We start from the raw sequence: 22,613 nt of genomic DNA, 5'->3' as shown, positions 1-22,613 counted from the left end.
CACCATCTGCCATTTCGAAGGAGAAATGATGCACCACCACCACGCATCCATCACGGCCAAGCCGATGAGCCGGCGCTCGCTGATGACGGCCCTGGCCGCATCGACCGTCGCGGTCGGCGTCGGAGCGGGAGCCCTCGCGGCACCCGCCACGGCCGCCCCCGCGCCCTCGTCCGGATCCACGCGCCTGGTCCCGATCAACCGCATCGGCATCCAGCTCTTCAGCGTCCGCGACAAGGTCTCGTCGCTCGGCTTCCGGGCCGTCTTCGAGGAGCTCGGCCGCATCGGCTACAGCGAGATCGAGTTCGCCGGGTACACCCAGGGCAACGTCGGAGCGATCACCCCGCAGCAGATCCGCCAGCTGCTCGACGACAACGGCCTCCGCGCCGTCGGCTCGCACGTCGGCACCAACCTCCTCCGCTCGGAGCTGGGCAAGCAGATCGAGATCGCGCAGATCCTCGGCACGCCGCACCTCGGCACCGGCAACGCGCCCACCAACGTCAACACCAAGGCGGGCTACCTCGCCGCGGCGGAGGAGTGGAACAAGTGGGGCCAGCAGGTCTCGGCCGCGGGCATGAAGCTCTACCAGCACAACCACGCCGGTGAGTTCGGGTTCGCCACGGACGACCCCAAGACCCGCCTGTACGACCTCTTCTACGACAACACCGACCCGCGTCACGTGTACCTCGAGATGGACGTCTACTGGGCGTACGTCGGCAAGAAGCTCTACCCGGGCTTCGAGCCGCTCGACTACATCAAGCGCAACCCGCGCCGCTACCCGATCCTGCACCTCAAGGACGGCAAGACGAACAACGCCAACACCAACGGCTACGACATCGTCGAGTTCGGCGCGGGCAACCTGCCCTACCAGGCGTTCCTCTCGGAGCTGCGCGACCGCGGCCAGCGCTTCGGCGTCTGGGAGCAGGACACCGCTCCCACGCTGGCGACGCCGCCGAGCACGGGGAACTCCCTCGAGGCCGCTTCCCGCAGCTACTCCGCGATCGCTGCGCTCCGTGGCTGAGCGCACCCCGCGCCGCGCGCGCCGCACCGACAGCACCACCACCAGCACGACGCGCACGAGCGCACCGAGGAGAACCCCCATGAAGTGGAAGACGCCCACGGCGGTCCTCGCGGCCGCCTCCCTCGCGATGGTCGCCGCACCGTCCGCCTTCGCGGCGACGACGGACTGCACCACCGAGCTCGGGAACCAGACGATCACCGGAGACCTCAACGTCGGCGCGGGCCAGACCTGCGTGCTCGGCAACGTGACCGTCACCGGCAACGTCATCGTCGGCGACGACGCCTGGCTGGACGCCACCTCGGCGACCATCGGCGGCGACGTCATCGGCACCGACGCGTACGGCATCTCGATCGACGGCACCAGCGTCGGCGGAGACGTCGTGTCGTTCTCGGACGGCAGCCGCAACGGCTTCCTCTACCTGCGCGACCTCACGGTCGGCGGCATGGTCGAGGCCGGCGGGATCGACGTCGAGTTCAGCGACCTCTCGGTCGACGGCTCGGTCAGCACCGACGCGGCGAACTACGTCGACGTCGACCGCACCAGCGTCGGCGGCGACGCCACCTTCGCCGGCAGCGACTTCGGCGTGAACGTGCAGGGCGCCATCGTCGGCGGCTCGCTCGCCGTCACCGGCTCCTCGCGCGGCGTCCTCCTGGGCGCGAACGAGGACGGCTCGGCCTCGGCCCTCGGCAACACGGTGGGCGGGAACCTCACGCTCTCGGGCAACTCCGGCAACGTCCAGCTCGCGGGTACGACGGTCGGCGGGCGCATCGCGCTCACCGACAACGCGCCGGCGGTCAACTTCGGCGCGGGCAACACCGCCGCCGGAGTCGACGGCACCTTCACGGGAACGGCGGCGGGCGCTGCGGCGGCCGGCGACCAGGCCGTGGCCGTCATCGTCCCCGAGGCCAACAAGGGCGAGCTGACCTGGACGCTCGAGGGCACCAGCAACCTGGTGAACCTCGGCGTCGCCGAGGAGCAGGGCGACCACTTCGCCGCCTCCGGTGAGCTCGTGCCGGTCCGCGTGACCGACACCCGCCTCAACGGCCCGGCCTGGTCGGTCACCGGCCAGCTGAGCGACTTCCGCTCCGGCGAGAAGACGTTCTCGGGCAAGCACCTCGGCTGGACCCCCGAGGTCCTGGAGAACACCGGCGGTGCCGTCGCGGGCGCAGCCGTCCCCTCCGGGTTCGACTCGGGCAACGGCCTCGCCACGCCCCGCGTCCTCGGCTCCGCCGCGGCGCAGCACCCGACCGGATCCTCGGTCCTGGGCGCCGACCTCGACCTGAAGCTCCCGCTCTCGGTCGGAACCGGCACCTACACCGCGACGCTGACGCTCACCGCGCTCGGCTAGCACCGGTGGGGCGGCCTCCGGGCCGCCCCACCCTCCCCCCGTCTCCCCGCGAGACGCCACTCCGGTACGCCCCGCTCGGCGTGCCGCGCACCGGAGCGGCGTCCCGCGGGGAGGCATCCCCCCTTGCAACGGAAGCCTGATCGATGTCGCTCATGCCACGCACCTCCCGCACCACCGCCGCCCTGCTGCTGATGACGCTCCTCGCAGCCGGCGGCCTCTCGGCTCAGGCGGGTGCCCAGGAGGCGGACCCCGCCTCCACGCCGGTCACCTGGGGGGTGCGCCCCGCCGACACCGAGCAGGGCAGCGAGCGGCCGAACTACGCTTACGCCCTCGATCCCGGCGGACGCCTCAGCGACGCCCTGATCGTCTCCAACTACGACGACGAGGAGCAGACGTTCCGCGTCTACGGCTCCGACGGCTTCATCACCGAGGCCGGCCAGCTCGACCTGCTCCCCGCCGCGGAGCCCTCGACGCAGCTGGGCAGCTGGATCGCGTTCCCCGAGCCCGAGGTCACCGTGCCCGCCGGCGAGAGCGTGCAGGTCCCGTTCGAGGTCGTCGTCCCCGAGGACGTGACCCCGGGCGACTACGCCGCGGGCGTTGTCTCCTCGATCCTGGTGCAGGGCGAGACCGGAGTCTCGGTCGACCGGCGCCTGGGCTCGCGCATGTACCTCCGCGTCGGCGGCGAGCTCGCCCCGCGCCTGTCGATCGACGGCCTCGCCGTCTCGTACCAGGGCGGCTGGAACCCCTTCGCCCCCGGCTCCGCGACCGTCGACTACACCGTGACCAACGCGGGCAACACCCGCATCGCGCCGGGCGCCGAGATCAGCGTCGCCGGCCTCTTCGGCCTCGCGCCGGTGTCCGCGACCGACCCGGAGCCGCTGCCCGAGCTCCTCCCCGGAACCTCCGTCTCGCGCACCGTGACCGTCGCCGGAGTCTGGCCGCTCTTCGTCGCGACCGCCCGCGCCGCGCTCTCGGGCACCGTCGTCACCGCCGACCAGGCCGCGCAGGCCGACTCCGCCGTCGTCGTCCCCGACGTGCCGGTCGCCACCGCCGAGACCTCGGCCGCGGCCGTGCCGTGGAGCGCCGTGCTCCTCCTCGCCCTGCTCATCGGGCTCATCGTGCTGACCGTCGTCCGCCGCCGCCGCCGGGCCGCGGGGGAGCAGGCGCGCATCGACGCCGCCGTCGCCGCCGCTCTCGGCGCCCAGCCGGAGGACGCCGACCGCGCGGAGGTCCGCTCCTGACCGGGTGCGGCCGACGCGGTCCACGGGGGATCGCGCCGGCGCGGCCCACCGCCTCCGAACGCGCGGCCGCCGCTCTAGCGGACCGCCCGCCCCTCGGCGCGCAGCTGCTCGAGGAAGCCGTCCACCACGGCGGGGCTGAGCAGGTGCCCGCGCAGCATCAGCGCGGCACCGCGCACGCCCCCGCTGCCGCCCAGCTCGGCGGTCACCACGTCGAGCCGCTGCGTCGCGAGGGGGAGGGAGCGCTCGTCGATCACCGAGCGCACGGCCGTCAGGATCTCCGGGCTGGCGAGGGCGACCGCGCCGCCCAGCACGATGACGGAGGGGTTCAGCAGGCTCACGCAGGTGGCCAGCACCTCGCCGAGCTGGAGTCCCGCGATCCGCGCCGCCTCGACGGCTTCGGGATCGCGCGCCTTCAGCAGGTCGATCAGCTCGCGCACCGACTGCACGTCGCGGCCCGCCCGGGCGAGCCCGGCGGCCAGAGCGGAGCCGCCCGCGACCGCCTCGAGGTCTCCCTCCTGACCTCCCGCCGCTGCCGGGGCCGTGCGCGGCACCTGGACGTGGCCGAGATCACCGGCGGAGCCGAGGGCTCCGCGCTGGAGCAGCCCGGACGAGACGATGCCCGCGCCGATGCCGGTGCCGACCTTCACGAACATCAGATCGAGGGCGTGCGGGAACCGCGAGGCCCGCTCGCCGAGCGCCAGCAGGTTCACGTCGTTGTCGACGAGCACCGTGGTGTCGTAGCGCCGGCGCACGAAGGCGGGGATGTCGAAGCCGTCCCAGCCGGGCATGATCGGCGGGCGCACCGGGCGGCCGCTCGCGTGCTCCACCGGGCCGGGCACGCCGACCCCGATGCCCGCGAGGGCGGAGCGGTCGACCCCGGCCGCGGCGAGGATCCCGTCGCAGACGTCGAGCGCGTGCCCGAGCACCGCCACGGGGCCCTGCGCGATGTCGAGCTCCTCGCGGCGCTCGGCGATGATGCGGCCGTCGAAGTCGGTCAGCGCGATGGTCGAGTGCGCCGCGCCCAGGTCGATGGCCAGGAGCGAGCGGACGGCCGGGTCGAAGACGAGACGCGCGGACGGACGGCCGCCGGTCGACGGAGCGCGGTCGAGGTGCGCGATCAGTCCGAGCTCGAAGAACTGCTCCAGGCGCGTCATCACCGCGGTCCGCGCGAGACCCGTCTCCTCGACCAGCTCGGCGCGGGTGCGCGGTCGACCGTCGGCGAACAGCCTCAGCATGTCGCCGGTCGCGGTACCGGCGCGCTCGGCCACGCTCAGCTCCTTCTCTCGGCCCGGAGGACGGGTTCGGGGGACAGCACACCTGAGGAAACCAGTCGACGCACGGTTGCGCAATCTCGGCGGGCCCTGCGTGCGGGTCCTGCGCAACACGGCCGGCCGGAGGCGCGACGCGCGCCCGGCCGCGGCCCCTCCCCACTCCGATCGCCCGGGTGCGCCCCGACGATCGCCGCTCAGCCAGCCCTTCCAGACAGGAGAGAACGATGACCTCGTCCGACACCACCACCACAGGCGCCCCCCGATCGAGCGGGCGCATCGGCCTCTGGCTGATCGGGGCCCGGGGCAGCGTCGCCACCACGGCCGCCGTGGGCCTGCACGCCATCGCCGCCGGAGCCGCGCCCAGCTCGGGCTGCGCCACCGCGACCCCCGCCTTCGAGGACGTCCCGCTCGCCGGGTTCGCCGACATCGTCATCGGCGGCCACGACGTCTCGCCGACCCCGCTGCTCGAGAAGGCCACGGGCCTCGCGGCCGGCGGCATGTTCCCGACCTCGGTCGTCGCCGAGGTGGCCGACCGGATCGACGCGACCGACGCCGAGATCCGCCTCGCCCCCGCCGACGCCGCGTCGCAGCAGGAGGAGATCGACCGCCGGGCCGCCGACATCGTCGCCTTCCGCGAGCGCCACGGCCTCGCCCGGGTCGTCGTGATCGACGTCGCCTCGACCGAGGTGCTGCCGGCCGACCGTCCCGAGTTCCACGACCTCGCCGCTCTGCGCGCCGCCCTGGCGCGTCCGGGCGAGCGCCTCCTGCCGCCGAGCTCGATCGCCGCCCTCTCGGCCGTCGTCGCGGGCGCGGCCTACGCCTGCTTCACTCCCTCGACCGCGCTGGCCCTGCCGGCCCTGGAGGAGTGGGCCGCCGAGGCCGGGATCCCGATCGCCGGCCAGGACGGCAAGACGGGGGAGACCCTGCTCCGCAGTGTGCTCGCGCCGATGTTCACGGCGCGCGGGATGCGCGTGCTCTCGTGGGCGGGCGCGAACCTCCTCGGCGGCGGCGACGGGCAGACCCTCGCCGACCCGGAGGCGGTGCGCTCGAAGCTCGTCTCGAAGAACCGCGGACTCCGCTCCCTCCTCGGCGACGACGTCGTCACTCCGCTCCACATCGACAACGTCCCGGACCTCGGCGACGTCAAGACCGCCTGGGACCACGTGCACGCGGAGGGCTTCCTCGGCTCGCGGATCACGGTGCAGACGATCTGGTCGGCGTACGACTCGGCCCTCGCGGCGCCGCTGATCCTCGACCTCGCCCGCCTGCTGGCGCTCGCGGACGAGGCCGGCGTCTCGGGCCCGGTCGGCGAGCTCGGCTTCTTCTTCAAGGACCCGTGGGGCAGCGATGTGCACGGCTTCGCCGAGCAGACGGCGGAGCTGGTGGCCTGGTCCGCCCGCACCGGCGCGCTCGTCGCCGAGCGCCGCACCCCGGTGACGAGCGGGACGCGGAGCGATGGCTGAGCTGCGCGACTACCTCGAGCTCGTCCGCGCGAAGGCCGCGCTGACCGTGATCGGCGACACCGTCGCCGGCGGAGCATGGGCGGGCCGCGGCGTGGGAGCGCGCACGGTCGCGCTCCCGCTGTCCTCGGCGCTGCTCTACTCGGCGGGCATGGCGCTCAACGACTACGCGGACGCCGAGCTCGACGCCCGGGAGCGGCCCGAGCGGCCGATCCCCTCGGGGCGGATCCGGCGCTCGGCGGCGCTGGGCACGGCGGCCGCGCTGACCGCGGCGGGGATCGCCGTGGCGGCCGTCGTGGACGGGCGGCGCTCGCTCGCACTCTCGCTGCCGCTCGCGGCCGGGATCTGGTCGTACGACCTGCTCGCGAAGCCGACTCCGCTGGGCCCGGTCGTGATGGCGGCCTGCCGCGGTCTCGACGTGCTGCTCGGCGCGGGCGTCGACGGCGTGCGCGCGGCGGCCCCCGCCTCCGCCGCCGTGGCCGCGCACACGCTCGGCGTCACCGTGCTCTCGCGCGGCGAGGTGCACGGCACCACCCCGGTCGCGGCGGGAGCGGTCTCGGCCGGCACCGCGGCGATCGCGCTGTCCACCGCGGCCGGCGCTCTGGCCGAGCGCCGGGCCGCCCCCGCCGCGGTCGTCGCCGCGGGCCTCGGGCGCTGGCTCCTGCTCGTGCTCACCGCGCAGCTGCAGGCCGTGCGGACGCCGACGGCCGCGGCCGCGCGGACGGCCACCCGCGCGGGCATCACCGGGATGATCCCGCTGCAGGCCGCGCTCGCCGGTCTGAAGCGTCCCGAGCTGGGGGCGGCGCTGCTCGCGCTCGACGCGCTCGGCTCCCTCCTGCTCCGCCGCCCGCGGACGGCGGACATCACATGAGCGCCACCGGACCCGTCCTCGGCTACGGCACCAACGGCTTCGCCGACCACACCCTCGACGACGCGCTCACGGTGATCCACGCCGCGGGGTACCGCGCCGTCGCGCTCACCCTCGGGCACCCGCACCTCGATCCCTTCGCAGCCGACTGGCGCGAGCGGACGCTGGCGCTCCGGTCGCGGCTCGACGAGCTGGGCCTGCGCGTGGTCGTCGAGACGGGCGCGCGGTACCTGCTCGACCCGTTCGCGAAGCACCGCCCCACGCTGGTCGACGAGGAGGCCGGCCCCCGGGTCCGCTTCCTCGAGCGCGCGATCGAGATCGCCGCGCTGCTGGGCGCCGACGCCGTCTCCCTCTGGTCGGGGGTCGTGCCGGCGGGCGTCGATGCGGCCGCGGCCTGGCGGCTGCTCGTCGAGCGGATGCGCGGCGTCGTCGCGACGGCCGAGCGCCACGGCGTGCGGCTGGCCGTCGAGCCCGAGCCGGGGATGCTGGTGGAGACGGTCGCCGACGCGCTGCTGCTGCGCCGCGAGCTCGGCGACCCGGAGTCGGTCGGGCTGACGGTCGACCTCGGCCACTGCGTCGTGGTGGAGCCGGACGGCGTGGTCGGAGCCCTCCGCAGCGCCGGGGACCTGCTGCTGAACGTGCAGGTCGACGACATGCTCCCGGAGCGGCACGAGCACCTCGAGCTCGGCACCGGATCGCTCGACCTCGCGGCCGCCTTCGCGACCCTCGCCGAGATCGGCTACCGCGGGATCGCCGCCGTCGAGCTGCCCCGGCACTCGCACGACGCGCCCCGCCTGGCTGTGGCGAGCCTCGCGGCGATGGAGGAGGCGCTCGGCGGCGCCTCGTCGCACGCCGGGCACCCGTGGACCGCGGCCGCCCGTTCCGCCGTCCTCGAGCGCCCGTCGCGGATCGAGCGCTTCTTCCCCGCCGCGGGCCGCGAGGCCGGACGCGAGCCGCTCCGGCCCGCCGAGGACCCGCACGGCCTCGTCCACGGCACGCACGACGACGCGGCCCGCGCCGCCCTGGTGCAGGCCGCGGCGCAGGCGCTCGGCGACGACGACCTGGCCGCTCTCCTCCTCCGCCTCTACCGCGGCGGGGACGGCGCCGAGCGCCGCGGAGTGCTGGCCGGGCTGAACGCCCTCGGCGACCCGGGACCGGCGACGACCCTCGCCGGCCTCGAGCTGACCGCCGACGCCCTGCGCGCCAACGACACCCGGCTCGTCGCCGCGGCGATGGGCTCCTTCGCCCGCCGCCACCTCGACGCGCACGCCTGGCGGCACGGGGTGCTCAAGCTCGTCTTCCTCGGCGTCCCGCTCGCGGCGGTCGCCGGGCTGGAGGAGCGCAGCGACGCCGAGCTGCGCGCGATGGCCGGCCGCTTCGCCGACGAGCGCCGCGCGGCCGGGCGCCCGCTCCCGGACGATCTGGCGGTGCTCCTGCCGAGCTGACCGCCCCCGAACGCCGCCCCGACCACGGGGCACCACCACCGATGAGAAAGGCGCGACGATGCGCATCTTCGACCCGCACATCCACATGACCTCCCGCACCACCGACGACTACCAGGCGATGTTCGACGCCGGCGTCCGCGCGGTCGTCGAACCCTCCTTCTGGCTCGGCCAGCCGCGCACGAACGTCGGCTCGTTCACGGACTACTTCGACGCCCTGATCGGCTGGGAGCGCTTCCGCGCCGCGCAGTTCGGCATCCGCCACCACTGCACCATCGGGCTCAACCCGAAGGAGGCGAACGACCCGCGCTGCCGGGCCGTCCTGCCCGAGCTCGACCGCTACCTCGCCAAGGACGGCGTCGTCGCGGTCGGCGAGACCGGCTACGACTCGCTCACCCCCGAGGAGGACCAGGTCTTCCGCCAGCAGCTCGAGCTCGCCGGCGAGCACGGCCTCCCCGCGATGGTGCACACCCCGCACCGCGACAAGGAGTCGGGCACCCGCCGCACCCTCGAGGTCGTCGCCGACTCGGGGCTCGAGCCCGGGCGGGTCCTCGTCGACCACCTCAACGAGGTCACCGTCGACGCGGTCCGCGACTCCGGCTGCTGGATGGGATTCTCCATCTACCCCGACACGAAGATGGACGAGACGCGCCTGGTGACGCTGGTCGAGCGGATCGGGCTGGACCGCGTGCTGGTCAACTCCGCCGCCGACTGGGGCCGCTCCGACCCGCTCACGACCGCGAAGACCGGCCGCCTCCTCCTCGTCGCCGGCTTCAGCGCGGGCGACGTGGACCGGCTGCTCTGGCAGAACCCGGTCGAGTTCTACGGGCAGAGCGGACGCCTGGACCTCTCGCCCGTCGCGGGCTTCGACGTGCAGGAGTCGGCCGGCCGCACCTTCGAGGGCAACTCCGTGCTCCGGGGCGCGCCGCGCGTGGCGGAGGTCGTGTGATGCACCTCTCCTACTGCACCAACGTCCATCCCGCCGAGGACCTGGCCGGAGTCGTCCGCCAGCTCGACGTCTACGCCGGGCCCGCGCGCGTGGCCGCCGGGCTCGCCCTGGTCGGAGTAGGCCTGTGGATCCCGCGCGACCTCGCGGCCCGCCTGGTCGCCAGCGCCGAGGACCGCGCCGTCCTCCGCGCGGCCCTGCAGCGCAACGGCCTGGAGGTGCGCACACTCAACGCCTTCCCGTACGCCGCGTTCCACGCCGAGGTCGTGAAGCTCGACGTCTACCGCCCCGACTGGACCACGCCGGAGCGCCTGCAGTACACGATCGACTGCGCGCGGATCCTGGCCGACCTGCTGCCCGCCGGCGCCGACGGCAGCATCTCGACGCTGCCGCTGGGCTGGCGCGAGGGCTGGGGACGGGAGCAGGACGAGGCCGCCTGCCGGAACCTCGCCCGGCTCGTCGAGGAGCTGCGCGACCTGCGCCGCTCCACCGGCCACGCGATCCGCCTGGCGATCGAGCCCGAGCCCGGCTGCATCCTCGACACCGTGGACGACGTCGTCGACTGGCTGCACCCGCGGATCGGAGTGGTCGACCCGGCGTACGTGGGCGTGTGCCTCGACACCTGCCACCTCGCCGTCTCCTTCGCCGACCCGGTCTCGGCCGTCCGCCGCATCCGCGACGCGGGCCTGCGCGTGGTCAAGGTGCAGGCCTCGGCCGCGCTCCACCTGGAGGACCCCTCGGGCCGCGCCGCGCTCACCCCGTTCGTCGAGAAGCGCTACCTGCACCAGACCCGCGAGAACGGGATCGACGGGGTGCTCCGCGTCGACGACCTGCCCGAGGCGCTGGACACGCTCCCCGGCACCGGCCCGTGGCGCGTGCACTTCCACGTGCCGCTGCACCACCGGCCGGAGGCGCCGCTCTCGGCGACCACGGCAGTCCTGGCGGAGGCGGTCTCGGCGGTCGACGCCGCCTGGCCGTACGACGAGATCCACCTCGACGTCGAGACCTACACCTGGTCGGTGCTCGCCGACGCCCCGAGCGACCTCTCGACGGGCATCGGCGCCGAGCTCGCCTGGGCGGCCGCGCACCTGCTCACGCCCGCCTCCCGAGAGGCGCTGCTGGCGCCCCTCCTCCCGCAGGCGGCGGCGCTGTGAGGCCCGTGCTGCTGCTCGACGTGGTCGGGCTGACCTCGACGGCGCTCGCCGACATGCCCCGCCTCTCGCGGCTGGCCCGCGCGGGCGGGCGCCTGCCGCTGGACACGGTCCTGCCCGCGGTCACCTGCAGCGTGCAGTCGACCATGCTCACCGGCTCGATGCCCGCGCAGCACGGGATCGTCGGCAACGGCTGGTACTTCCGCGACCTCGGCGAGGTGCACCTGTGGCGCCAGCACAACCGCCTGGTCACGGGGGAGAAGGTCTGGGAGACCGCGCGCCGGCTGAGCGGGGAGCCGTACCGCGCGGCCAACATCGGCTGGTGGTACGCGATGGGGGCGACGACCGACGTCACCGTCACTCCGCGCCCGATCTACCACGCCGACGGCCGCAAGTCGCCGGACGCGTACGTGCGCCCGCCGGCGCTGCACGACGAGCTGGTCTCGCGCTTCGGCGCCTTCCCGCTGTTCCAGTACTGGGGGCCGACCGCGTCGCTCCGCTCGACCCAGTGGATGGTCGACGCGACCCGGCACGTGCTGGCCGGAGACGGCTCCGGACCGCCCGAGCTGACCACGGCGTACCTGCCGCACCTCGACTACGACCTCCAGCGCTTCGGTCCGGACTCGCCCGAGGCGCGCCGGGCCGCGTCGGAGCTCGACGTGGTGCTCGCTCCGCTGCTCGACGACGCGGAGGCGCTGGGCGCGTCGGTGATCGTGGTCGCCGAGTACGGGATCGCCGACGCCGACACCCCGGTCGACGTGAACCGGGCGCTCCGCCGCGAGGGCCTGCTCGAGGTCTACGTGCAGGACGGCCGGGAGCAGCTGGACCCGTGGACGTCGCGCGCGTTCGCCGTCGCCGACCACCAGGTCGCCCACGTCTACGTGCTGGACGCGGCGGACCTGCCGCGGGTGCGCTCGATCCTCGAGGGGCTCGACGGCGTCGACGAGGTGCTCGACCGGGAGGCGCAGGCCCGCTACGGCCTCGACCACGAGCGCTCGGGCGAGTTCGTCGTGGTCGCCCGGCCGGGGGCGTGGTTCACCTACTACTACTGGCTCGACGACGACCGCGCGCCCGACTTCGCCCGCGGCGTCGACATCCACCGCAAGCCCGGCTACGACCCGGCCGAGCTCTTCTTCGACCCGGCCGACCCGCTGGTGAAGGCGAAGGCGGCGGGCAACCTCGCCAAGAAGGCGCTGGGGCTGCGCTACGCGATGAACCTGGTTCCCCTGGACGCGTCGCTCGTGCGCGGCACGCACGGGAGGCTGCCGTCCTCGTCGGCGGACACTCCGCTCGTGCTGGCCTCGGACGCGGACCTGCTGCCGGCCGGAGCCGCGTCGCTCCCGGCCACCGCGATGCGCGACCTGGTGCTCGCGGCGCACGGCCCGGCCCTCGCGAAGGAGGCGTCGGCGCTCGCGCGCTGAGGGAGGGGACGCCCGGCGGTCTGCGCCCGTGTACGGGCCGTCGGGCGTCGGGGGCTCAGCCGAGGTCGCCGCGGACCGACGCGAGCTCAGGCGAGCTCGCCGCGGTCCGACGCGAGCTCAGGCGAGCTCGCCGCGGACCGCAGCGGGCTCAGGTCCTCGCCGCGGACCCAGCCGGGCGGCCGGGCGGCTCAGCGCGGCACGAGCCCGGTGAGCCGCGCCGTCAGCCGCTCGACGGGGCCCGCACCGAGGAACCGCCACCACAGCACGGCGGCCGCGCACAGCCCGAGCACGAGGGCGAGAGCGGCGAGCGGAGTGTCGGCGGAGTAGCCGAGGCCCGCCCGCGCGAGCGCCGCGACGAGAGCCACCTGCAGCACGTAGACCGAGAGCGCGAGCGTGCCGATCGCCCGGAGCGGCACCAGCAGCCGCTGGACCGCGGTGGAGCGCGACGTGGTCAGCAGCACCACCGCCACGTAGGCCAGGAGCACGAGCCCGAGGTCGTGCAGGGTGTCCGGGAGGCTGCCGGAGGGCGACTCCACGCCGAGCAGGAGCGCGACCAGTGGCCGCACCGGGTACGCGACGACCGCGACCGCCGCGAGCACCGGCAGCAGCCGGTCGCGCTGCGCGCCGTGCCGCAGCAGCAGGGCTCCGAGGAGGAAGAAGGGGAGCAGGTTGGTCGCGCGGTAGCTCGGCCCGGTGAAGAGCCAGAGGGCGAGCGGAGAGCCGGATGCGGCGGCGGCGACCGCGGCGTTCACGGGCCCCGCGGCGAGCGCGAGTACGGCGGCCAGCGCGGCGATCGTCCGGGAGCGGACGAGCAGCAGCGGCGTGCCGAGCACGAGCACGACGCCGAGGTACTGCAGCACGATCGCGATCCAGCTGCCCCAGGTCTCGAGCCAGACGCCGAGCGCCACGAGCACCGCGCCGCGGATCGCGTTCCGCAGCAGCACCCGCCCGGGGGAGGCACCGGGCCGCGCGAGCACCAGGGCCGCCGACATCCCCATCACCAGCGCGAACAGCGGTGACGCGAGATCGTTGACGTTCCACGCCAGGAACCCGACGACCCCCGTGCGCGCGCTCGGCACGAGCGGCATCGCGTGCGCGACGAGCATGGCAGCCACCGCCACTCCGCGCAGCACGTCGGGGGCGACCAGTCGGTCGTGCCGGAGTCGCGGAGCCGTCGAAGTCATCCCGCGAGAGTAGGCGCGCCCCCGCCGCCGCGCCCCGCGCGAGCGCACCTCGCGCCACCGGCCGTCCGCCGGGCCGTCGGCCGCGGCGCCGCCCGCCCCGCCGACGTGCGCTGCTGTCCGCTCCGCTCCGTCGGCCCGGGCCTCCGGCCGCTCGCTCCCAGCCGTCGCTGACCGGGCGCGGCGCCGCCCGCCCCCGCCCACGCGCGCTGCTGTCCGCTCCGCTCCGTCGGCCCGGGCCTCCGGCCGCCCGCTTCGATCCGTCGCTGACGGCCCGTTCCGTCCTCCCGCACGGGCCGTTCGTGACGGATCGACGCCCGGCGCCGTCCGGCAGGCCCGCGCTCGCTCCGCATGCGGCGCCCAGTCGCGCCCGGCCCGCTCCGATCCGTCGCGGACGGCCCGTCCTGCGCTCCTCCGCGGGCCGTGAGCGACGGATCAGCGCCCACCCGCGCCGCCGCCTCGCGCGGATCCCCGCCGCGATGCCCCGGCCTCGCCAAGGCCTGCTCCGATGCGTCGCGAACGGCTCCTTCCGTCCTCCCGAAGCGACCGTTCGTGACCCCTCGGCGCCCGTTCGTCCGTACGCGCGCTCGCGCCGCCGCCTCGCGCTCGGCGCCGCCGCGACGTCCCGGTCCCGCCTCGGCCTGCTCCGATGCGTCACGAACGGCTCCTTCCGCCCTTCCGAAGCGACCGTTCGTGACCCCCCGGTGCCCGCTCGTCCGCACGCCCGCCCGTGCCGCCGCCTCGCGCGGATCCCCGCCGCGACGTCCCGGTCCCGCCTCGGCCTGCTCCGATGCGTCACGAACGGCTCCTTCCGCCCTTCCGAAGCGACCGTTCGTGACCCCTCGGCGCCCGCCCGCGGGCGCCCGCACTCGGCCCGCACCGAGCACGACCGGGCATGCTGGACGGATGACCGACGCCGCCCCGTCCCCCGACCGCCCGCGCCGTGCCCGCAGCCAGTACGTGCTCACCGTGCTGCGGACCGAGCGCCTCACCGGCCACCTGGTCCGCGTGCACCTCGGCGGCGACGGGCTCGACGCGTTCCTCGCCGAGTCCGACCCCGAGCGCCTCGCCGCGACCGACCGCTACGTGAAGCTCCTGCTCCCGCCGCGCGGCTCCGACCTCCAGCCGCCCTTCGACCTCGACGCGCTCCGGGCGAGCGTCGCCCCCGAGCAGCTGCCCGTGCGCCGCACCTACACCGTCCGCTCGGTCGACCTCGAGCGGCGCTCGATCGCCGTCGACTTCGTCGTGCATGGCGACGAAGGGGTGGCGGGGCCGTGGGCGCTCGCCGCGGCACCCGGCGACCGGATCGCCCTCTCCGCGCCCGGTGGCGCCTGGTCGCCGAGCGCCGACCCCGAGGCCGTGCACCTGCTGCTCGGCGACGACTCCGCTCTGCCGGCGATCGCCTCCGCCCTCGAGGTGATGCCCGCGCACGCCCGCGGCCTGGTCCTGATCGAGGTGGACTCGGCCGCCGACGAGCTCGCGCTTCCCGCTCCGGCCGGAGTGGAGGTGCGCTGGCTGCACCGCGGCGGTCTCGAGGCCGGCCGGGCGCTGGTCGCGGCCGTCCGGGCCGAGCGGAGGCCCGAGGGCGTGCTCGAGGTCTTCGCGCACGGCGAGCGCACCGCGATGAAGCAGCTGCGCGCCCTCCTGCAGGACGAGTGGGGCGTGGAGCGCCGGGCGCTCTCGCTCTCGGCCTACTGGGCTCTCGGCCGCGCCGAGGACCGCTTCCAGGCCGAGAAGCGCGAGCCGGTCGGCGCGATCTTCGCCGACTGACGCGGGAGCGCACTCCGTCCGCACACCTCCGGGAAGGGACCAGCCTCGGACCCACCTCTACTCCGGTCCCCACGACCGGACCGTCCGATGGCGGTCCGGCCCTGCGAGCCTCGCGCCCGCCGCCCCCGCCGTTCTGCGGGCTGCTCGACCGACACGATGAGGAGAGCCCCGTGGGAGTGCTGATCTTCGGCGCCTGGCGGCGCCGGATCGAGTTCGAGGACCGGACGCTCGCGCACGTGCGGATCGCGGTGCGCGCGCGGATGGAGCAGGGACAGCCGTTCCGCTTGACCTGGAGGACGCTGCAGGAGTCGGAGCCGCGCTCGCACGCGATCCTCGTGCAGCCGAACGCGGTGCTGGAGTACCGCTTCGATCGTCCCCGTCTGCACGCCGTGAACCGCCTCTGGCTGCGCGAGCTCCTCACCCCCGCGTCCGGGCGCGACATGGTCGTCGCCGCCGAGCCCGAGCAGGCGCCGCTCCTCGGTGACGACCGTCCGTCCCCGGTTCCCGAGGGAGGGCTCGCGGCCTAGTCGGAGCGGAGCCCCTCAGTGCCGGGCGAGGTCGACCGGGAGCCCGCCCGCGAGGGCGGCGGCGGATCCGAAGAGCAGCGCCCCCACCCCGCCCAGGGCGGTGGCGACGACGGTGTTCAGCACGGCTCCGACGAGCGCGAAGCCCAGCACGTTCGGCAGCGAGAGGATCGCGTCGAGGTCGACCTGATCGCTGACGACCTGCCCGAGGAGCGTGTCGGCCTGGGTGAAGAGGTCCGAGTGCACGAGCAGCGGATGGGCGACCAGGACGGCGACGAGGCCGAGTACCGCGAGCGCGAGGCCGAGCAGGAACGAGAGCTTCACGGCCGACCAGAAGTCGACGTGCACGAGCGCGAGGCGGAGCGGAGCCTGATCGCCGGCCGGCTTCCCGGAGCCGGTCATCGGGCGTCAGCGGCGCGCTGGACGACGTCGACGACGACGAGGGCTGAGGCGGCGGCGGAAGCGAGGGCGCGGTTCACGAAGGTCTCCTTGGGCGGGACGGGCGCCGGGACCAGAGGCTCGGCGGCGTTCTGCCAGAGTCCCGGGCCGGAGGAGTCCGGTGCGTCGTCCGGGAGTCGCGTCCGGTGCGCCTCGGGGATGACCGCGCGTCCGCTGCTCCCTCCGACAGCCCGCCACCCGCCGAGGGCCCCTCCTCTCCGGCGTGCGGTCGATGCGGATCGCCGCCTGCCGCTTGCAGGATCTGCCCCGCGCGGTGGATCCTGCCCGGACACGGAGCGCCGCGCACAACGCCGCCCGCGGCGAGAACCGCCGGCAGGCGCTGGCCGTGCGGATCGGGACCCTCGCCCCGGAGGAGCAGGCCGACCCGTCGGTCGGCGACCGCCTCGACCTGGAGAGCGCGTGGAAGCGGCTGCCCCTCGCCGAGCAGGAGGCTCTGGCCCTCCACGTGTGGGAGGACCTCCCGCAGGCCGAGGCGGCGCAGGTGCTCGGCTGCTCCCGGGCCGCCTACGCGATGCGGCTCACCCGCGCGAAGCGGCGGCTGGCGGCGCTGCTCGCCCCCCTCGACTCCACCATCCTCTCCGGCACGGCAGAACGGACCCTCTCATGACCGACCAGCTCCTCGACCTGCTCCGCGCGCACGACGCCGAGCCCCGCACCTCCCTCACCGCTGCCGAGGCCGCACGTCGGGACGCGCTCCTCGGCGAGATCCTGGTCAGCGCGGACGCGGCCGCTCCCCGTTTCTCCGCCCCCGCGACTGGGCCGTCGCCGGCGCGGCGACCGTGCTCCTGGCCGCCGCAGCCGCCGCCGCGGTGGTCGTCGTGGTCCCGGGTCTCATCCCCGGCACCGGCTCCGTCGGGCTGAACCGCGCGGTGCTCGCCTCCTGGACCGCGATCCCCGAGCGCCTCCTGCCGAGCTCCGAGCTCGGGCAGTCGGCGACGCAGTGGTGCGCGACGAACCTGCAGAGCCCCAACGGCGAGGCCGGGCCGGCGGAGGTCTCGCACCTCGACGCGCGCGGCGACGCCGCCTCGATGATCTACCGCTTCGACGACTCCCTCTACTACTGCCTCAGCGCCGGGAACGGCGCGGGGATGTGGGAGGTGGCGGACGCCGCACCGGTCGGCCCCCTCGCCGCGGACGCCGTCCAGCTCAGCTCGGCCGGAACCTTCGGAGAGGGGGACGCCGCTCTGATCTACGCGGTCGGCTTCGCGGGCGCGGACGTGGAATCGGTGGTGCTGAACGAGGCCGGTGTCGAGCCGGTCGTCGCGACCCTCGAGGGCGGCTCCTGGACCGCCTGGTGGCCCTCGTCCGACGGTCTCGCCGCCGGGCCCGCCGGCACGGTCACGATCACCACCCGGGACGGCTCGAGCCGCGAGGTCCCCGTCGACTCCCTCTACCGCCCGTGAGCGGGCCGCGGCACTCCCGTTCGGACGGGCCGGAGCAGGAGGGGACGGGTGCGCGCGTCCTGTCCACGCGCTTCACCGACATCCACTACCTCGACGAGGGACCGGAGGACGGCACTCCGCTCGTGCTCGTGCACGGCTTCCCCGACGTCCCCGCCACCTGGGACGGCGTCCTGGAGCTGCTTCCCCCCGGACTCCGGGTGGTGCGCCCCTTCCTGCGCACCCGCGCCTCCCGTGACGCGCTAGAGCGTCTGCGGCCGCGGACGGTCCGTGCCCACCCCGCGGACGCTCCTGCTGGAGGCCGCGAGGAGCGAGGCGACGAGGACGACCGCGGCGCAGCCGAGCAAGGTGCGGTCGAGCCCGACGAGGTCGGCGAGCGGGCCCACGAGCGCCTCCCCGAGCGGCACGGCGAGGAAGGAGCCGACCATGTCGTAGGAGTAGACCCGGGCGAGCGCCTCGCGGGGGACGTGGGTCTGCAGCGTCTGGTCCCAGGCGATGGCGAAGATCTCGAGGGCGACTCCGCCGAGGGCGAAGGCGAGGAGGAGGGCGGGGAGCGCCGGGAGGATCCCGAGGGCGGCGACCGGGACGGCCGTCACCGCCATGAGGGCGACGCCCGCTCCCAGCGCACGGCGGGGCCGCCAGCGCAGCGCGATCACGGCCCCGATCACCAGGCCGACGGTCTGCGCGGCGATCACGAGTCCCCATGCCGCTCGGCCGAAGGACCGGTCGGCGACGACCGGGCCGAGGACCGTGGTCGCGCCGACGAACGCGGCGTTGACGGCGGTGAACTGCGCCACGACGATCCACACCCAGCGCCGGCTCGTGAACTCCCGCCACCCCTCGCGGAGGTCGGCGAGGACGGAGGCGCCCGGGCCCGAGCGGACCGTCCGCGGCAGCCGCACACGGGAGTAGAGGACCGCGGCCAGGGCGAAGCCCGCGGCGTCGACCGCCAGCCCCCACCCGGGACCCACCAGTGCGACGAGCGCGGCCCCGCCCGAGGCGCCGACGATGCTCCCGGCGTTCAGGCCCAGGCGGAGCAGGGCGTTGGCCGGGCGGAGCTCGCCGACCGGCACCGTCTCGGGGACGAGGGCGGCCGCTGCGGGCAGGCTCATCGCCGCGACGGCGCCGTTGAGCACGCTGAGCACGACCAGGGCCAGGACGGTCGCCGTCCCCGTGATCACCGTCACGGCGACCGCGGCCTGAGTGGCCGCCGCCGCGAGCGAGGTGCCGACGAGGATCACGGAGCGGGGGATCCGGTCGGCGAGGACGCCGCCGAGCAGCAGGACGGCGACGTTGGCGAGGGAGCGCGCGGCGACGACGAGTCCGAGGTCCGTCGGCGAGCCCGTCAGGTCCAGCACGGCGAAGGCCAGGGCGATCGGAGCGACGGCGTTGCCGAGGACGCCGGTCGTGCGGGCGGCGAGGAGCCAGCGGAAGGGGCCGTGCGCAAGAGGACCGTGCGCCAGCGGCCCGCGCCCGTCGCGGGTCACGGCCGGCGGAGCGGGAACATCGCGGTCGTCATCGACACCGGCGCGGTCCCGGGGGTCCTCGGCGGCCGGGCCGCCGCGTGCAGCAGCGCGGACGCCTCCCCGACGTGCCGCACGACCCGCCGCCAGACCTCGGGGTCGACCCAGAGCTCCGCGTCCGTCGAGAGCTGAGGACCGTCCGCCCGGCTCGACGAGCGCCGCCGGAGCTCCTCGATCAGGGCCTCGAGGTGCAGGTCCCGCTCCTCCTCCGGCCCTGCGTCCACGGAAGCGGTCACGTCGAAGGGCCTTCCGGAGGCCTCGTGCCGGTACCTCTTCGCCTCGCCGCCCCGCAGGCGCACGGTCTCGACGACGGCCACGAGCCCGGCGCGCTCCAGCACGCGGAAGTGGTAGCTCGCCGTCGCCTGCGACAGCTGCAGCTCGCGGGCGGCCTCCGCGGCGCTCATCGCCGCTCCCGTCACCAGGGACAGCAGGCGGAGGCGGATCGGATGCGCGGTGGCGCGCAGCTCGTCGAGAGAGGACATGCGGCCATGGTGACCGGCGGCTCCCGCACCGTCAAACAGGGCTTTGGGGGTGGGGCGGCGCTCACCGGGCCGCTCCGGTGCACATCGGGCGGCGCTCGCCGGGCCGCTCTGACGAGCGATCCGGAGGGCCCACCGCTCTCCCCAGCGATCAGGGAGCGGGGCCCGGAGTCGTCCTCCGGGCCCCGTCGCTCACACCTGGGCGGTGCCGCTGTCCTCGACCGGGCCGGACGCGTCCGACTCCTCGGTGATCTCGGTGTCGGTCTCGTCGGCGCGGTCGCGGAGCGCGTCGGCCATCGCGCCGGCGCCCTCGGCTCCGTGGTCGTGCTCGACCTGGTCGATCAGGCCGCCGAGCTTCTCGTCGTTGCTGGCGTCCTCGGCTCCGTCCATCACGGGGCTGTTCTGCTCGTTGTCGCTCATGGCGCTCCTCCTGGGTCGACCGGCCTCTGCGCCGGTGGTCCGACGCTACGCGCGCGGCCCGTGCGGTGCAGGTGATCGACGGGAATCGGCCAGTTCGGTATCGAGCGCTCGATGGGCGTTCCCGGCCATCCCCGAGTCGAGCGGATATTGCTTTCCACCCTCCGGAGAAGTGAGCGGATATCGCCTGTCGAATGAGCCCCTATCGCTTTCCGGCGAGGTGAACAGTTCTCTCAGAGAAGTGCCCCTCGGAGACCCTCCCTGCTATGATCGGGCGACTTCTGCACCAGGGACCGGGGGGTCGTTCTCGGCGGACGATCGATCATCCACACGCCTGTTATCTCGATCATCACCAGTGAAGGCGCGTATGGCTTCGTATCTCTTCGTCTGCTCCGGCGGCGGGCATCTCAAGGAGATGTTCGCCCTCTCGGGGCTCCTCGGAGTCGACCCGGAGGAGCAGCACTGGGCGACCGTCGACAGCGCCCTCAGCCGCACCCTCCTCGCCGACCGGCGCGTGACCCACCTCGCCGATCCGCCGCCCCGCGCCGTGGTGCCGGTGCTCCGCAACGCGATGATCGGCCGCTCCCTGCTGGCCCGCGGGTCCTTCGACGCCGTCTTCAGCACCGGCGCCAGCCCCGCGCTCTCCTTCCTGCCGCTCGCGGCCTCGCGCGGCATCCCCGCGCACTACATCGAGAGCGCCGCCCGCGTGCTCGGCCCGTCGATGACCGGTCGGATCCTCGCCCGGGTCCCCGCCGTCTCGACCTACACCCAGTACCGCTCCTGGGCCGACGACCGCTGGAGCTTCGGCGGCTCGATCTTCGACACCTACCGCGTCGAGGACGTCGTCCCGCAGCCGATCCGCCGCGCCGTGGTCTCGGTCGGCACGCAGGACGGCTACCCGTTCCCCCGCTTCTTCGCCGCGCTCGCGCCGCTGCTCGAGGGCGTGGAGGTGCTCTGGCAGACCGGAGCGAACGACGTCTCCGGGCTCGGGATCGACGGCCGCCACTCCGTGCCGCACGACGAGCTCAACGCCGCGATGAAGGCGGCCGACGTCGTCATCGCGCACGGGGGAGTGGGCACCGCGCTCAGCGCCATCGAGCAGGGCCGGGTGCCGATCCTGGTTCCGCGCCGCGCCTCGTTCGGCGAGCACGTCGACGACCACCAGGTGCAGATCGCCACCCGCCTGGCCGACTCCGGCCTCGCGGTCACCGTCGACATCGAGGGCCTCTCCCGCGAGACGCTCGAACTCGCCGCGGCGAGGCGGGTCGTCTCCGCCGATTCCGCCGTGCCCTTCGTGGTGCACGAGACGGCCGAGAAGTCCTCGGGCCTCTCCCGCCGTCTCTTCCCCTCCTCCCGCTGATCCCCGCCCGAGCGACCAGACGTGATGAGAACGACATCCACGCGTCATCCGCGGCCCGTACACTCTCGAATGGGTTGGGGGGCCGGACGTCACTTCATGTGCGTCGAATTCGGAATGGTCGGCCGACTCGACACTGATGGCGAAAGCTCCGAAGGATTCTCGATATGACTGACACCCCGCGCGGCCTCTCGCGCCGCCTCCTGCTCGCCGCCTCCGCTGTCGGAGCCGCCGCGACCGCCTCCGCGCTGGTGGCGACCCCGGCGCTCGCTGCGCCGAACTACAGCGTGATCCCGAGGCTCCCGGGCGAGGTCTCGCGCCTCGACACCAATTTCTCGAGGAACGGCAAAAAGCCGTACGAGGTCATCGACGTGAAGATCGGCAACGACCTCACTCAGCTCTTCGTCCCGCACTCGGCGAAGCCGGGATCCGGCTCCCCGGTTCCGGTGGCGTGGTTCTACCACGCCAGTGGCAGCGCCTACACGGCGCTCTACAATGCGTACAACTACTCGGCCGACCCGCTCGTCGATCTGGGCTTCGTCAGCATCTGCCCGAACTTCGGCGGCCCGAGCAACTACACCAACCCCACGGCGCTCGCCGTGCAGACGGCCGCCACGGCCTGGGTGCAGAGTCTCTGGAACGTCCGCGGGAGCTTCCTCCGCTCGAACTCCGGCGGCGGAGCGATGATGTGCTGGGCCTACGCGAAGAAGATGGTGCCGAACATCTACGGGGCGTACCACGCCAGCAGCGTCTTCGACGTCGAGGACCTCGCGGCGCGCGACGACAGCCAGCCGAACCGCGTCCTCGCGGTGTACGGCGGAGACCGGGCGCTGATGCGCGCGACCAACCCCGCCCGGCTGCCGCAGTCCGCCTGGCAGGGCATGCGTCTGCGCGTCAGCGCCGGCACGGCCGACCAGCTCGCTCCTGCCGAGCTGCACGGCGGACGCCTCCGCCGCCTCGCGCTCCCCGTCGCCAAGGAGGCGACGATCGCGTATCACAGCAGCGACGGCTTCAAGGGTGGCCACACCGTCCCGCCCTTCACCAACAAGGACTCGGTTGAGACCTTCCGCCGCTGGCTTCAGGAGGGCCCCGCCTGATCCGCGGCAGGACCGACGCGACCCCTCCTCCCCGGGGGTCGGCGCCAGGGTCGAGCAGTGGAGGAGGAGGGCACGGCATCGCAGGCGTCCCAGCCGCCGAGAGGCGGCTCGCGAGGGCATCGCGATCCTCATCGAGGCCGACGGGACGAGCGCGAAGAACGCGAGCGCCATCGCCGGCAGCCAGTGCGCGGGGACCCGCAGCAGCACGTAGGCGCCGACGATGCCGCCGACTCCGGCGGC

The 22,613-nt window shown here is 74.7% G+C and carries 21 protein-coding genes; 15 read left to right on the top strand and 6 right to left on the bottom strand.

Annotated features, from left to right (window positions below; genetic code table 11):
* Nucleotides 1-28 precede the first annotated feature (28 nt).
* From C5C30_RS06870 to C5C30_RS06860, 3 genes are all read left to right on the top strand, one after another.
* Nucleotides 29-1,018, top strand: a complete 990-nt coding sequence (locus tag C5C30_RS06870) for a sugar phosphate isomerase/epimerase (protein WP_219813837.1) — start codon at nt 29-31, stop codon at nt 1,016-1,018.
* A gap of 79 nt (nt 1,019-1,097) precedes the next feature.
* On the top strand, nt 1,098-2,366 hold the full coding sequence (locus C5C30_RS06865) for a hypothetical protein (RefSeq protein WP_104269481.1): 1,269 nt from the start codon (nt 1,098-1,100) through the stop codon (nt 2,364-2,366).
* Nucleotides 2,367-2,518: 152 nt separating this feature from the next.
* Nucleotides 2,519-3,607, top strand: a complete 1,089-nt coding sequence (locus C5C30_RS06860; protein WP_146081490.1) for a hypothetical protein — start codon at nt 2,519-2,521, stop codon at nt 3,605-3,607.
* A 74-nt stretch (nt 3,608-3,681) separates the two neighbouring features.
* Here C5C30_RS06860 and C5C30_RS06855 read toward each other — a convergent pair whose 3' ends face one another.
* Nucleotides 3,682-4,875 carry an ROK family protein gene (locus C5C30_RS06855; protein ID WP_244229502.1) on the bottom strand — a complete coding sequence of 398 codons (1,194 nt, stop codon included), beginning with the start codon at nt 4,873-4,875 and terminating at the stop codon, nt 3,682-3,684.
* Between the two features lie 227 nt (nt 4,876-5,102).
* Between C5C30_RS06855 and C5C30_RS06850 the strand changes: the two genes are divergently transcribed.
* From C5C30_RS06850 to C5C30_RS06825, 6 genes are read left to right on the top strand one after another with little or no spacing between them, the layout of a single operon-like run.
* Complete coding sequence (locus C5C30_RS06850; RefSeq protein WP_104222464.1) at nt 5,103-6,341, top strand: inositol-3-phosphate synthase; 1,239 nt, start codon at nt 5,103-5,105, stop codon at nt 6,339-6,341.
* Nucleotides 6,334-7,209, top strand: a complete 876-nt coding sequence (locus tag C5C30_RS06845) for an SCO3242 family prenyltransferase (RefSeq protein WP_208543324.1) — start codon at nt 6,334-6,336, stop codon at nt 7,207-7,209. Before C5C30_RS06850 ends, C5C30_RS06845 begins: the two co-directional genes overlap by 8 nt.
* On the top strand, nt 7,206-8,651 hold the full coding sequence (locus C5C30_RS18015; protein ID WP_104309259.1) for an EboA domain-containing protein: 1,446 nt from the start codon (nt 7,206-7,208) through the stop codon (nt 8,649-8,651). The genes C5C30_RS06845 and C5C30_RS18015 overlap by 4 nt, the downstream gene beginning before the upstream one ends.
* A 58-nt stretch (nt 8,652-8,709) precedes the next feature.
* Entirely contained in the window at nt 8,710-9,597 is an 888-nt protein-coding gene (locus C5C30_RS06835; RefSeq protein ID WP_104222466.1) for a TatD family hydrolase, read from the top strand.
* Nucleotides 9,597-10,748 carry a metabolite traffic protein EboE gene (gene eboE / locus C5C30_RS06830; protein ID WP_104222467.1) on the top strand — a complete coding sequence of 384 codons (1,152 nt, stop codon included), beginning with the start codon at nt 9,597-9,599 and terminating at the stop codon, nt 10,746-10,748. Before C5C30_RS06835 ends, eboE begins: the two co-directional genes overlap by 1 nt.
* A complete protein-coding gene (locus C5C30_RS06825; protein WP_104333412.1) occupies nt 10,745-12,166 on the top strand; it encodes an alkaline phosphatase family protein in 1,422 nt (473 codons plus the stop codon). Before eboE ends, C5C30_RS06825 begins: the two co-directional genes overlap by 4 nt.
* A gap of 188 nt (nt 12,167-12,354) precedes the next feature.
* Here C5C30_RS06825 and C5C30_RS06820 read toward each other — a convergent pair whose 3' ends face one another.
* Nucleotides 12,355-13,350, bottom strand: coding sequence for a DUF418 domain-containing protein (locus C5C30_RS06820; RefSeq protein ID WP_104333411.1), 996 nt, complete (start codon nt 13,348-13,350; stop codon nt 12,355-12,357).
* 903 nt (nt 13,351-14,253) lie between these two features.
* On the opposite strand from C5C30_RS06820, the gene C5C30_RS06815 reads away from it, so the two are divergent.
* A complete protein-coding gene (locus tag C5C30_RS06815) occupies nt 14,254-15,117 on the top strand; it encodes a siderophore-interacting protein (protein WP_104333410.1) in 864 nt (287 codons plus the stop codon).
* A 170-nt stretch (nt 15,118-15,287) separates the two neighbouring features.
* Nucleotides 15,288-15,644 (top strand): hypothetical protein, encoded by a 357-nt coding sequence (locus C5C30_RS06810; protein WP_104263227.1) that lies wholly within the window; start codon nt 15,288-15,290, stop codon nt 15,642-15,644.
* A gap of 15 nt (nt 15,645-15,659) precedes the next feature.
* On the opposite strand, the gene C5C30_RS06805 is transcribed toward C5C30_RS06810, so the two are convergent.
* Nucleotides 15,660-16,043 carry a DUF3566 domain-containing protein gene (locus tag C5C30_RS06805; protein WP_104333409.1) on the bottom strand — a complete coding sequence of 128 codons (384 nt, stop codon included), beginning with the start codon at nt 16,041-16,043 and terminating at the stop codon, nt 15,660-15,662.
* A gap of 310 nt (nt 16,044-16,353) precedes the next feature.
* Between C5C30_RS06805 and C5C30_RS06800 the strand changes: the two genes are divergently transcribed.
* Nucleotides 16,354-16,707: an RNA polymerase sigma factor gene (locus C5C30_RS06800; RefSeq protein WP_219827782.1), complete on the top strand. Its 354-nt coding sequence runs from the start codon at nt 16,354-16,356 to the stop codon at nt 16,705-16,707.
* Nucleotides 16,708-16,879: 172 nt separating this feature from the next.
* Entirely contained in the window at nt 16,880-17,503 is a 624-nt protein-coding gene (locus tag C5C30_RS06795) for a hypothetical protein (RefSeq protein WP_104333407.1), read from the top strand.
* 239 nt (nt 17,504-17,742) lie between these two features.
* Here the strand turns inward: C5C30_RS06795 and C5C30_RS06790 are convergent, their stop codons facing one another.
* The 3 genes from C5C30_RS06790 to C5C30_RS06780 all read right to left on the bottom strand — a co-directional run bounded on the left by C5C30_RS06790 (nt 17,743) and on the right by C5C30_RS06780 (nt 19,922).
* Nucleotides 17,743-18,987 (bottom strand): MFS transporter, encoded by a 1,245-nt coding sequence (locus C5C30_RS06790; RefSeq protein WP_258065830.1) that lies wholly within the window; start codon nt 18,985-18,987, stop codon nt 17,743-17,745.
* On the bottom strand, nt 18,984-19,505 hold the full coding sequence (locus C5C30_RS06785; RefSeq protein WP_104222473.1) for a helix-turn-helix domain-containing protein: 522 nt from the start codon (nt 19,503-19,505) through the stop codon (nt 18,984-18,986). The genes C5C30_RS06790 and C5C30_RS06785 overlap by 4 nt, the downstream gene beginning before the upstream one ends.
* Before the next feature lie 189 nt (nt 19,506-19,694).
* Nucleotides 19,695-19,922 (bottom strand): hypothetical protein, encoded by a 228-nt coding sequence (locus C5C30_RS06780; protein WP_104222474.1) that lies wholly within the window; start codon nt 19,920-19,922, stop codon nt 19,695-19,697.
* 364 nt (nt 19,923-20,286) lie between these two features.
* Between C5C30_RS06780 and C5C30_RS06775 the strand changes: the two genes are divergently transcribed.
* Nucleotides 20,287-21,279, top strand: coding sequence for a glycosyltransferase (locus tag C5C30_RS06775; RefSeq protein ID WP_104260670.1), 993 nt, complete (start codon nt 20,287-20,289; stop codon nt 21,277-21,279).
* 164 nt (nt 21,280-21,443) lie between these two features.
* The gene (locus C5C30_RS06770) at nt 21,444-22,373 is read left to right on the top strand and encodes a S9 family peptidase (RefSeq protein ID WP_104333405.1); all 930 of its coding nucleotides are present in this window, start codon (nt 21,444-21,446) and stop codon (nt 22,371-22,373) included.
* The last annotated feature ends 240 nt before the right edge of the window (nt 22,374-22,613 follow it).

The organism is Rathayibacter sp. AY2B5, from assembly GCF_002931645.1.
In the GTDB taxonomy this organism is placed as follows: Bacteria; Actinomycetota; Actinomycetes; order Actinomycetales; family Microbacteriaceae; genus Rathayibacter.
The sequence above is the reverse complement of the archived record's forward strand: the minus strand, read 5'-3'. Positions and strand labels throughout refer to the sequence as shown.